The sequence below is a fragment of the Polyangium fumosum genome (assembly GCF_005144585.1).
In the GTDB taxonomy this organism is placed as follows: Bacteria; Myxococcota_A; Polyangia; order Polyangiales; family Polyangiaceae; genus Polyangium; species Polyangium fumosum.
Genome location: NZ_SSMQ01000005.1, coordinates 1 through 11,708, shown reverse-complemented (window position 1 = coordinate 11,708; position 11,708 = coordinate 1). Strand labels below are relative to the sequence as shown.

At 66.0% G+C, this 11,708-nt stretch carries 9 protein-coding genes; 6 read left to right on the top strand and 3 right to left on the bottom strand.

What is annotated here, in order from left to right; all coding sequences use genetic code 11:
- Positions 1 to 137 precede the first annotated feature (137 nt).
- Complete coding sequence (locus E8A74_RS06350; protein ID WP_136928026.1) at positions 138 to 551, bottom strand: PAAR domain-containing protein; 414 nt, start codon at positions 549 to 551, stop codon at positions 138 to 140.
- Positions 552 to 735: 184 nt separating this feature from the next.
- Here E8A74_RS06350 and E8A74_RS06345 point away from each other — a divergent pair, with 184 nt between their 5' ends.
- Both E8A74_RS06345 and E8A74_RS06340 read left to right on the top strand, forming a co-directional pair.
- Positions 736 to 3,387, top strand: a complete 2,652-nt coding sequence (locus E8A74_RS06345) for a type VI secretion system Vgr family protein (RefSeq protein WP_170228899.1) — start codon at positions 736 to 738, stop codon at positions 3,385 to 3,387.
- Positions 3,388 to 3,403: 16 nt separating this feature from the next.
- Complete coding sequence (locus tag E8A74_RS06340; protein ID WP_136928024.1) at positions 3,404 to 4,027, top strand: LysM peptidoglycan-binding domain-containing protein; 624 nt, start codon at positions 3,404 to 3,406, stop codon at positions 4,025 to 4,027.
- A 99-nt stretch (positions 4,028 to 4,126) separates the two neighbouring features.
- On the opposite strand, the gene E8A74_RS06335 is transcribed toward E8A74_RS06340, so the two are convergent.
- Positions 4,127 to 5,302 carry a hypothetical protein gene (locus E8A74_RS06335; protein WP_136928023.1) on the bottom strand — a complete coding sequence of 392 codons (1,176 nt, stop codon included), beginning with the start codon at positions 5,300 to 5,302 and terminating at the stop codon, positions 4,127 to 4,129.
- 170 nt (positions 5,303 to 5,472) lie between these two features.
- Here E8A74_RS06335 and E8A74_RS06330 point away from each other — a divergent pair, with 170 nt between their 5' ends.
- The 3 genes from E8A74_RS06330 (at position 5,473) to E8A74_RS06320 (ending at position 8,072) form a co-directional block, all read left to right on the top strand.
- The gene (locus E8A74_RS06330; protein WP_136928022.1) at positions 5,473 to 6,297 is read left to right on the top strand and encodes an alpha/beta fold hydrolase; all 825 of its coding nucleotides are present in this window, start codon (positions 5,473 to 5,475) and stop codon (positions 6,295 to 6,297) included.
- Entirely contained in the window at positions 6,287 to 7,339 is a 1,053-nt protein-coding gene (locus E8A74_RS56295) for an extracellular medium-chain-length polyhydroxyalkanoate depolymerase (protein WP_476704304.1), read from the top strand. Before E8A74_RS06330 ends, E8A74_RS56295 begins: the two co-directional genes overlap by 11 nt.
- A gap of 73 nt (positions 7,340 to 7,412) precedes the next feature.
- The gene (locus E8A74_RS06320) at positions 7,413 to 8,072 is read left to right on the top strand and encodes a TetR/AcrR family transcriptional regulator (RefSeq protein ID WP_136928020.1); all 660 of its coding nucleotides are present in this window, start codon (positions 7,413 to 7,415) and stop codon (positions 8,070 to 8,072) included.
- A gap of 40 nt (positions 8,073 to 8,112) precedes the next feature.
- On the opposite strand, the gene E8A74_RS06315 is transcribed toward E8A74_RS06320, so the two are convergent.
- Complete coding sequence (locus E8A74_RS06315; protein ID WP_136928019.1) at positions 8,113 to 10,230, bottom strand: serine/threonine-protein kinase; 2,118 nt, start codon at positions 10,228 to 10,230, stop codon at positions 8,113 to 8,115.
- 337 nt (positions 10,231 to 10,567) lie between these two features.
- Between E8A74_RS06315 and E8A74_RS54590 the strand changes: the two genes are divergently transcribed.
- On the top strand, positions 10,568 to 11,708 hold a 1,141-nt coding region (locus E8A74_RS54590; protein ID WP_269749863.1), incomplete at its 3' end, for a contractile injection system protein, VgrG/Pvc8 family.

Genomic DNA, 11,708 nt, shown 5'->3' with positions numbered 1-11,708 from the left:
CGAGGTTGACACGGTCGTCCCGCTCGGCGTCCTGCAGGGGAGGTCGCCGTGCCTTTCAGGGCGCGGTCCGCCTGATCGTGGAGGTCAGCGAGATCGGACCCTTGTGGATTCGTGGTCCTTCATGGGCCAGGAACTCCTCAATCGCCGACGAAAACCGTCCCCGGGCCGCATGCATCGGCGACGACGACCACCGTGCCATTCGGCGCATCCGCTGGGTCGTTGCAGGTCAAAGCAGGATCCCCCATGCGTGCCGCGGGCTTGTCCTCGAAGAACACCGTCGTGCTGCCCTTGAACACACGGGCCTGATTGGAAGGGGCCTTCAGGAACGAGCCCCCTGGAGGCACGTGCGCCGGATGGTTGCGCGCCCCGCTTCCTTCGGTCGCCGCCGCCTTGTTTTGCACGAAAACGGTGGCTGCAACCTGCTCCGAGATGGCTCCAGCGAACGGCAGGGGCGTCGGCGTGGGCACCGGTCCGGCGGGGGATGGCACCAGGACGATATGCGTGTCGATCCCGTGGATCGTATCCCCCTCTTTTGCACCCGGCGCACCCATGGGAAACCTCGTCGCCGGGGCCCGCGTGGGCCGCCAGCTCTCCGGGCATCCTACTGCGCCTCGATCCCAGGAGGGAAGAGCCCACGGGTCGCTTCTCGCGCCATTTTCCTCTCGACATCCGCATGCGGGCTCGCTTACCTTGCCTTCGGGCATCACGAACGAGTCCGACGGGAACACTTCGCTCATGATAGCAAGCGTATCGAACGAACGCGGCGCCGGCTCGCTCGACGGGGGGCAGGTATTGTACCGCTTCATGGTCCACCCCTTCCCGCTGGATCACTTCACGGTGCATTCGTTCCGCGGGAAGGAGGCGCTCTCCGGCCTTTATTCGTTCGACGTCGTGGCGACCGCCCCGGAGGACGCCGCGGGAGCGATCGAGCGACGCGCGCTCGGCCAGCGTGCGTTGCTCTTGCTGCGCGCGGGGAGGGCGTCACGGGTATTTCACGGCGTCGTCGCCGCTGTACGGCAAGAAGGCGCGCGCGGAGCCCACGGCGTCTCCCAGTACAGGATCCGCCTCGTCCCGCGTCTATGGCTGCTCAAGCACCGCCGCCGCTCGCGCATCTTCCAAGGCAAGCGCGTCGACGAGATCCTCGCGGAGGTCTTGAAGGAAGCGGGCATCGAGTCGCGCTTCAACCTTCAGCGCATGTACGCCGCGCGCGAGTATTGCACGCAGTACGAGGAGACGGACTATCGCTTCCTCCGGCGGCTCGTCGCCGAGTCGGGCTTCTTCTTCCGCTATTCGCAGCGCGGAAAGGCCGTCGAGGAAGCCTTGGCTGCCGCGAGCGCCGTGGGCGTGCGGCCTCCGGGGACGCCGCTCGGCGCCCGCGAGCGAGGGGTGTTGGCAGAGCTTTTCTCCGGCGAGACGATCCTCTTTGCCGATCACGCCGGCGCCTATGCGCCGATCGACGATGGCAACCCGGTCGGCGCGGCGATCGCGGCGTTCGCGGCCGCCGGCCCGACGGCCGACGTGGGGGGGGCTTCGATCGCGGTGGAGCTTCCGAGTCCGACGCTTTATTACCTGTCGATCCAGGGCACGAGCACCGCGGCGTTCGACAAGGTGACGAGATTCGAGCCGGAGCGGCGTGTGCGCACGACCGCTGCCATGCACCGTGAGTACGATCCCGAGCGGCCGATGACGATGCTCACGGCTGCCGAGAAAAGCGCGCCGGTGGATTCGCTCGGCGGGGAGCTCGCGGGGCCCGAGCTCGAATACTTCGAGCATCATTCCCCCTTCCTCTTCCCGAAGTGGCGCGACGCGAGCCAGGAGCCCCCGCTGATTTTGCGCCAGATGCGGCGGGATGCACATGTCGCGGAGGGCGAAAGCTTCTGCCCTGCGCTGGGCGTCGGCCACCGCTTCCGGCTGGAAGATCACCCTGTACACGACGTCAATGGGGAGTATGCGGTGACGGCCGTGGAGCATGAAGGGGCGGCGTCTCCCCAGGGGCAGCGGGACGTGTATCGCAACCGCTTTTCGTGCGTGCCTGCGAGCGTCGTCTCTTGCCCGCCGCGTCCGAAGCGCCGGAGCGCGACCGTGGCGCTGACGGCCACGGTCGTAGGCCCGCCGGACGTCGAGATTCATACCGATCGCATGGGCCAGATCAAGGTGCAATTCCACTGGGATCGGGAGGGGCAGTCGAACGAGCACAGCTCGTGCTGGGTGCGCACGATGCAGACCTGGGGCGGGGCCGGCTGGGGCACGCAGTTCATTCCGCGCGTCGGGATGGAGGTGGTCGTGACGTTCGAGGGCGGTGACCCCGACAAACCCATGGTGCTCGGGTGCATGTACAACGGCACGCATCCGCCCTCGTTTCGGCTGCCGGAGGACAAGACGCGGAGCGGGATCCGCACGCAATCGTCGCCGGGCCGAGGTGGCTTCAACGAGCTGAGCTTCGAGGACAAGAAGGACCAAGAGCAGATTTACCTGCGCGCGCAGCGGGATCTCGACGAGGTGGTGGAACGCAACCACACCCTGCATGTGCGCGTGGACGAGGCGATCCGGGTCGAGCGCGACCGCGACGACGCCATTGGGCGAGACGCGCGGCTCCGGGTCGGCGGAAGCGTGGACGAGCGGATCGCGAAGGACCATGCCACGCAGGTGTCGGGCAACCGTATCGATGTGACGAGCGGCAACGTGGACACGCGGGTGTCGGGGGATCGTGTCGCGCGGGTCGAAGGGCAGGAGCGGCGCGAGGTCTCGGGAGACGCGAATTTCGCGTACATGGGAGATCTCACCACGAGGATCCAAGGATGCCATACGATTGTGGTGGGCCATCATGAGGCGCAGCGCTCGCTCGCGGTCCACGTGGAGGGCGTGATCTCACTCTCCAGCACGGGCACCACGGAGATTCGTACGGACAAAGAGCTGATTCTCCGGTGTGGGAAGAGCTCGATACGGATCACGGAAGGCGGGATCGAGTTCGACGCGCCCAGCCTGCGGGTGAAGGGCGGGTCGAGCAAGCTATCCGTTTCCGAGGACGGATTGCAAATGGCGTCGGAGCACGCGTATGCGCAGATTCTGGGAGATGCGATTCTCCTGAAAACCGACGCCGGGGCATCGTTCATGATGCGCAACGAGGTGAAGGTGGACGGCGCGCAGATTCTCCTCAACTCGCCCGAAAAGGCGAAGGATCCCCCGGTGACTGAGCCGGAACCGCCTACGATCATCGAGCTCGTCGACAAGGAAGGCCACCCGCTCGCCTATCAGCGTTACGTGCTGACGCTCGACGATGGGACCGAGATCGGCGGGGTGACGGACAAAGATGGCAAGGCGATGGTCGGGGTAAAGGCGCCGGGGAAGATTTCGTTCCCGGAGCTGCGTGGCGTCGAAGAGGCATGAGGAGGCGACCCCGATCATGAAGTCTTACGTCATTCGGCAGGGAGACTATCTCGCCAAAATTGCGCTGCGCTTCGGCATCGCCGCCGACGAGATCTGGAAGCACCCGAAGAACAGCGAGCTCCGCGCGAAGCGCAAGCCGAACCTGCTGGTGCCCGGCGACGTCCTCTTCGTGCCGGAGCCCGCGCGGCCCTCGCTCCCCTTTCGGTGTGGCACGACGAACCGGTACAAGGCCGACGTACCCAAGGTCCCGGTGCGCGTCACGTTTCAGGTGGGCGGCAAGGCCATCGCGAACGAGCCTTACGAGGTCGAGGGGCTCGCGGCCCCGCAGACTGGCGAGAGCGACGCATCGGGCAAGGTGACCCTCCAGGTCCCCGCACATGTGCGTGAGGTCAGGGTACGGTTCACGAAGATGGGAATGGTATTTCCGGTCATGATCGGCGACATGGAGCCGATCGACGAGCCCTCCGGCGTCCGCAAGCGCCTCGAGCATCTCGGCTACATGCAGGGGCTCGAAATGTTCGATGCTGACAAACGATTGCGCATCGCGCTCGCGTCGTTTCAGCGGGCAACGGGATTGCACGTCAGCGAGGAAGCCGACGAGGCGACGAAGGAAGCGCTCGTTTCAGCGCACGGGAGCTGAAAGGGAGGTCGAACGATGGGGGGAACGAAGGTACCTCGCAGGATCTCGTGAGCCAGCCGATCGCGGCGACACCTGGGGACGCGAGCAGCAGCGCTGACGTCAGCGATTCCGTTTCGGTGGTCCGCCGAGCCGCGTCCAATGCTCGGCATAGACGCGTTCCCACAGAGCTCGCGTACCCGCGTCTTGCCGGACCTTGGCGCCCCAGTAGCCGTCCAGCCGTCGGCGCTCGTCGTCATGGATGCCATATCGGGCCAGAATGGCTGCGCTATGCGTGGGATAAAGCGTGAATTCGACGCACATGCAGGCGTAGTGCTCGAGCGGGAGGCTCGGCGCGGCAGCCGGGGTCGGAGCTTTCGAGGCCGGGGCGGATAGAAAAGGCAAGGCGGGACCGCGGGGGAGGTCGGGCGCCGGCGTCGTTCCGGTAAGGCTCGTAAAATGGCGCATCCCGGGCGGCAGCGCGGGATCCGGTTCGTCGGCCGTCACGAAAGGGAGGACCGGCCTCGCCGTGACATCGGGCGCCGGCGTCGTTCCAGTGAGGCTCGTGAAATGGCGCATCCCCTCGGGAAGGGGCGGCGCGACGCGGGCGGCATCCGGCGCCACGACAGCCGCGCGCGGCGGCTCGAAGGGCAACGCGGGCCCCGTTGGTATGCCGGGCGCGGCTTCGGTATTCGTCACGCTCGTGAAATGGCGCATTCCGCGCGGGACGATGTCCGGCACCGAAAGGGACGCGGGGGCCAATGGTTCAGGCGCATCCTTGGTCTTCGCCCTCGCCCGCGCCATGGGCGACGGACGCAGCATGGGAGGTCCTATCTTGATCGTCGGGATCGAGCCAGAGTCCTTTTTTCGAAGCTCGGCCAGACGCTTCGCAAGCGCCGGCTCCGCTTCCAACCGGCGTGACCAGTGCCGCGCGAGACGCGACAAATCGTTCATGCCGAGGCCCAGCGTCGCGAGCAGGTCGAGCGGATGCTCGTGGGTCTCGATGGCCGTGAGAAAGTTCGCCCAGGCGGTTGCATCGATCGAGAGGGGTTCCACCGTACGGTCGAGCCGGCCTTCCGCATGCGCGAGCGCCTCTGCATACCTGCCGAGCAAATGCTGGTCCGCGGCGAGCTCCGTTTTCCAGGTGGTATCTGCTCGCTTGAAGTCCTCCGGCGAAAGGCCCTCTGTCGCGAGCACTTCGTCGAGCGTGAACCCCTCCGCGACGGCCGCCTTGACCGCCGCGTAATGCGCGAGGGAGAGCCCCTCGATCGCCGTCTCGTTCACGTTGCCAGCGTTCACGTGATCGAGGGCGATTCTACTTCGCCGTTCCGCACCACGGCAAGCGGGAGCCTCGTGGAAGGCCCGCGCTGGAGGGATGCCGACACCTGTTGACTTCCCCCCCGGAAGTCTGGTACGCAAGAACTGAACGAACGATCGTTCAGTGTTTCGGATCGCGATCGAGGGGAACGATGCCGCACATACACGTCGACGGGTGTGAGATCCACTACGAGGTGAAGGGGCGGGGCGAGGTCGTGCTCCTTTTGCACGGCCTTGGTTCGAGCCTGCTCGATTGGGAGATGCAGATCCCTGCGCTCGCGGAGCGGTATACGGTCGTCGCCGTCGACATGCGTGGACATGGCCGTTCGGGGAAGCCGCCCGGCCCGTACCGGATTTCCTCGTTTGCTGCCGATGTGGCGCAGGTGATGCGCGCGCTCGCGCTTGGCCCTGCGCACGTCGTCGGCATTTCGATGGGCGGCATGATCGGCTTCCAGCTCGCGGTCGACCACCCCTCGCTGGTTCGATCGCTCGTCGTGGTGAACAGCGCTCCGGCCTTCGTGCCGCGCACGCTCCGCGAGCGGTTGGCGGTCGTGCAACGAATCGTCGCGCTGCGTGTGCTTGGCCTGCCGGGGTTCGCGCGGAAGATCGCCGAAAAGAACCTCCCGCGCCCCGATCAGGAGGCGCTGCGCCGGAAGCTCGCCGCCCGCCTCGCGCAGAATGACGCGGCCGCGTATCGCGCCGCGTCCTACGCGATCCTCGGATGGAGCGTAGCCGAGCGGATCGGTACGATTCGATGCCCGGTTCTCGTCGTTACGGGCGATCAGGACTATACTCCGGTCGCGGCCAAGGAAGCGTATGCCGCCCGGATTCCGCGTGCTCGCGTGGCCGTCGTCGCCGACTCGCGGCATTGCACGCCGATCGATCAACCGGAAGCGTTCAACCAGCTCTTGCTCGATTTCCTGAAGGAGCACGCGACGGCTCCGGCAGAACACGGGGAGGTTTGTCATGGTACGTGAATCTTGGCGATTCCTGGTGGCAGCCTGGATGCCGCTCGTTGTTTTTACGAGCGGATGCACGATCAATGTCGAGCCGCCCGGCGAAGGACCGCAGGCTGCGAGCTCGAGCAGCGGCGCCGGGGCAGGTGGTTCAGGTGTCGGCGGTTCGGGGGTCGGCGGCTCGGGCGGCGACGGTTCGGGTGGTGACGGTTCGGGTGGTGACGGTTCGGGTGGCAGCGGCGCGGCGGGGGGCGGTTCGGGTGTCGGCGGTTCGGGGGCCGGGGGCTCTGGCGGCGGCGCCGCATCGCGCTGTACCGTTTCGCCGCAAGAGGTCGCGTGTCCTTACGAAACGCAAAGCATCCCGGCGCAGGCAGGGATTCTGCGGGACGTCATCTGGCAGGTACCGCTCGGGACGCCGCCCGCGAAGGGTTTTCCCGTGGTGCTCCTGTTCCAGGGGTCCCTTTATGGTCCCCCGAAGATGTTCAAGGGCGCCGTGGATGGCCCCCACGGGGTGTATCACCTGGCGCTCACCGTGAAGGGGCTCCTCGACGCGGGGTACGCCGTGCTCGCTCCGGAGGCGCATGCGGAGGGCTCGACGTTCTGGGATACGAACGTCCCCCCGTATTCGATTGCCTGGTCAACTGCGCCGGACCATGATTTCATGCTTTCGTTGTTCGACTCGATCACGGCCGGCTCGTTCGGGCCGCTCGACGCATCGCGGATGTACGCGACCGGCATTTCGAGTGGTGGCTACATGACGAGCCGGATGGCCGTCAGCTATCAGGGAAAGTTCCGCGCGCTCGCGATTCACTCCGCGTCGTACGCGACGTGCAGCGGCCCGATTTGCATCCTGCCCGACGCGTTGCCTGCAGATCACCCGCCGACGCTTTTCCTTCATGGCAAGGCCGACCTCGTCGTCCCTGTGGGCACGATGGAGAAGTACAACGCGCGCCTCGTCACCGAGGGCAAGGAGACGCGCGTCGTCGTCGAGCCGGGCGTGGGGCACGATTGGCTCGCTGCCGGCCCCGAAGAGGTCGTCGGCTGGTTCGACGCGCACCCGTGAGCAGACCGTATTGACCGCTCCGGTGGACTCTGCTACCCAGCGCGAAACGAGCGTTCGTTTTGCGAATCACGTCATGAGTTCACTCCGGGCCTCACGATTGCGGGCAGCAAAGGCGATTCTCCCGCCGTCCTCCGTACCCGAGGGCACACGGCGACGGATCCTGGAGGTCGCCTTGCGGTTCTTCGCGAGCGAGGGCTTCCACGGCACCTCGGTCCGCGACATGGCCAAGGTGCTGGAGCTGCAGCCGAGCGCGTTGTATTCGCATTTCCCCTCCAAGGAGCACATCCTTTCGGAGCTCGTCCGCGTGGGCTACGAGGTGCACGCGTCGACCTTGCAGGCGGCGCTCCGCGACGCGGGCGACGATCCGATCGATCAGATATGTGCGCTCGCCCGTGCTCATACCCGCCTCCACGCGACGTATCCGCACCTGGCGGTGGTGGTCAATGAGGAAATTTTCGCGCTGACCGCCGAGCTGGCGGCGCCGGCGCTCGCGATTCGCGCGCAGTCGATGGCGCTCGTCCTCCAGATCCTCGAACGAGGCGTGGCCATGGGGCGGTTTTCCATCCCCGACAAGGTGGCGACCGCATCGGCGTTGTCTGCGATCGGCGTGCGAATCCCCTCTTGGTACGAGCCGTCGGAGGCACTTCCCCTCGACGCGCTCGTCGACATTCATGTCGAGCTCACGCTTCGCATGCTGCGTGCCGAGAGGAGTCCGCGCGGCGGGAGTGTTTGAGAAAGAACCGTCTTGACGGTGCTGTCCGCGTCCTCGCCGCTTACTTGAACTTCACCGCGGCCGTCTTCGTCTCCCCCGCGTTTACGGTGACCGTCACGGTCTGCTTCCCCCTCTCGGAATGAACAAAGGTCACCGTGTGTGTGCCTGCCGGCACCGACAGACCGACCTTGGGCGTGTTGCCCAGCGGCCGCCCGTCCAGCACGACCTTCGAGACCGGGATCGAGTTGATGTTGAGTGTTCCATTGGCCTGCGCTGCCGGTGGGTTTGCTATGCCAACCGTCGGCGTCGCTGTCGGCAAGGGGCCCGACGCTCGTGCGGGTTCGCCCGGCGTCGCCCCCGGGATGGTACCGACAGCCGCCGCCACGGAGGGGGATTCGGCAGGCGACGTCGACGCCGACGCCGTATTCACGGACTTCGGAGGCTCGGCATCGGGAGGGGTCGGCGGTACCGGCTCGGCCGTTTCCATGGGAATCAGGACAGGGCTTTCTTCTCCTCGCTCCACGCTCGCAGAGACGACCTTGTCGCCCTTTCCTGGCACGACGACTTTGATGATGCGATCCCCAGGCTCGAGATCGCCGACGACACACGGCGTCGTCCCGCAACGCTCCTGTCCATCCACGTAAATCGCGACCTTGCCGAGGTCACGGCCGGTGACCTCGATCCGGAGCCCTCCTGTTTTCGGCGTCAGCACGAATGCCACGAGACCCAAGGCCGCGAGCAGCGCCGAGACGCCAAGCGCGATGCCGAGCTTCTTCGAGGCACTTCCTGTGGTCGGCGGGTTCGTCGTGGCCAAACCGTGTGTCGTCGTGGCCGATTGAGGGACCGACGGCAGCGAAGACCTCGGCTCCGATGCCATCGGCGCATGCGTCGCGGATGTGGAGGTATATGCAGGACCCACCTGCACCGGGGTGGAAGGTAGCGGCGCGCGGGTAACCGGCGGCAGAGGGGCCTCGATGGGAGGCGGCGTGGCGCGGAGCTCGGGCGGCATTGCTTGCAGCGGCAACGTTTGCAAAACGGCAGCGCGGGGCTTTTGGGGCTGGGGTGGTGGCGCCGTTGCCTGTTCGGGCAGGGGGTAGAGACCCGGTGGAAGCACGGCCGTCTGCACGGGCGGAGGCGGTACGGAGGCTGGTTTGGGCTGGAGCGGCATCGTCGCGCGCATCGATGCTTGCTTTGTGAGGCCAAGCAATGCGTGTGGACGAATCTGCTGCGTCTCTCCGTCATCGTACCCGCTATCGAGCAGCTCGGCGAGGGCTCGGACGGCCTCCTCGACATTCGGCCATCGTTCGGCGGCGTTTTTTCGAAGGCATCGATCCAGCCATTCATCGAATCCCCGCGGAAAGAGGTGGGCTTTGAAGTCTGCCTGTGCGACCGCGGACGGCGTTGGCTGGATGGCGACGCCCATCATGATGTCCGCGATGCTGCCCCGCTCCGAGCCCGTCCACAGATGGCCTGGGGGAGCGCCGAGCAAGAGCTCGTAGGCAATGACGCCGAGGGCCCATATATCGGTTTGGGGCGTGACGCCGTGCGCGATGACGACGCCCATCTTCGCGGCCATGGGCCGCATGGCTGCGCCGAGCTGCTCGGGCGCGGCGTATGCGGGGGATCCGACCTGAGTGGCCGTTCCTTGGACGCCCTCCTCGAGGACCTTCGCAATGCCGAAATCGACGACCTTGAGCAGCGGGCTTTTTCTGCGGTCGTACGTGAGAAATAGATTCCCAGGCTTGAGATCGCGGTGAATGACCCCCGCCGTGTGTGCTTGTCCGAGGGCATCTGCGAGCTGGAGGAAGAGGATTCGCATGAGGCCCGGCGGCACGGGTCCCCGCTGCTTGATGTACCTGTCGAGGGTATCGCCTTCGAGCAGCTCCATCGCGAGGAACGGCACGCCGCGCTGTGGATCGATTCCGGCGTCGAACACGTCGACGATGTGCGGGTTTTTTCCGATCCGCGCGCCGACACGCGCCTCTTGAACGAAGAGGTCGCGGATCTCGGTGCGCTCGATGAGCTGCGGATGCACGAGCTTGAGCGCGCAGGTTTGTCCGGTCCCGAGGTGCGTCGCGCGAAACACCGCGGCCATGTTGCCCTGCCCGAGCCACGAATCGACGCGATACCGCCCGGCGACGACGTCGCCAGGGGCCGCGGGTCCTCCCGTCGATGACATGAGACGGGAGTGTACAGGGATTGGTTTGGTAGGGGAAACTGGTACGGGTACTACGTTAGTAGCATTGACATGGATGCATAGTTGGTGGGTCGCATGGGATGGGGGGATGTGTGGGTGATGTGGTTACATATTGACTTTTGCGAAGGTTGTGGGGTGGGGGATGGGGGATCCAGGGGTGGGGTTGGGCTGTAGCGTACTAACTAGCTGAACTTGCTAGGGATTGTTGTGGTGCATACGGGATGGCTTACGGGCAAACCAGAGGATGGGTAACCTGGAGCGTGGCGAGCCCTGCATGCGGGTTCGTCTGGGCGCTGGTTGGTCCGAGGAAGGTGATTCGATGAGCTTCAAGCCCGACGATGGGCCCGCAGACGTGTCCGCCAAGATCACCGTGGAGGGGATCGACGAGGCCGCGGCCAAGGTTGCCGGGGACAAGGTCGGGAAGGTCCTCGATGTCGGCCAGAAGGTGGCCGAGGCAGGCGCGGTGCTGAAGAGCGTCACGCAGGGAGGGACGCTCGATGTGGGCGCGCACGTGACGGGCATTGCGGGGGGAACGCTCGGGGGAGTTGGGGGCGGGGTCGCGGGGGCCGTCGCGGGAGGTGGCTTGCCAGATGCCGGAAAGCTCGCGACGGACGCTGTCACGGGCGTCGTGGGCAACGTCGTGGGCAATGCCGTGGTGGCTGGGGCGGTCGAGAAGATCGCAGGAAAGGTCACGGGGCAGATCTCGGGTGTGGTCGCGGGAGGGGTTGCAGGAGGCGCGATCAACGCGGCATTGGGAGGGCTCATCGGAGGGAAGGCCGAGGGGCTCGTCGCGGGGGAGTTGCCGGTCTTCGAGGACATCGCGGTCACGTCGTTCAACCCCGGGAAAGCGATGCAGGGGGCAGTCGCGAAGGCCAAGGGGAAAATCGGGGGGGCCGTCGGCGGTATCCTGGGCGCGGCCAAGGGGCGCGTGCTGGGGAAGAACCTCGAGGTCAAGGTGGGATCGGGCGACCAGCTCGACGTGCGACAGTTCTCGATCCACGAGCGACTGTCGAACATGTTTCAGGTCAACCTGATAGCAGTCTCGAAAAACGCTAGCATCGACTTCGATGAGGTCGTTGGGCAAAATGCCACGTTCACGATGAACGCGGGACAGCACGACAGGTTTTGGTCTGGTATTTGTAATCACTTCGAGCAAGTTCGCATGGAGCCCTTGGGGGAGTCGACGTATCAACTCTCGATCGTGCCCAGGCTCTGGCTGCTGACGCAGCGGAAAAATTATCGCATTTTTACGCAGATGACGGTATCACCTCGCTCACCCCCGTCTGGACGCCGGCCCGCTGCCGTGGCGGGCGCCGCGCGCACGCGCGTTCGTCGTATCACCTCGCTCACCCCCGTCTGGACGCCGGCCCGCTGCCGTGGCAGGCGCCGCGCGCACGCGCGTTCGTCCGGCCGCCGGGCGCATCGAGCTTCGACAGCAAGCGCGCGCAGACGTCTGCGCA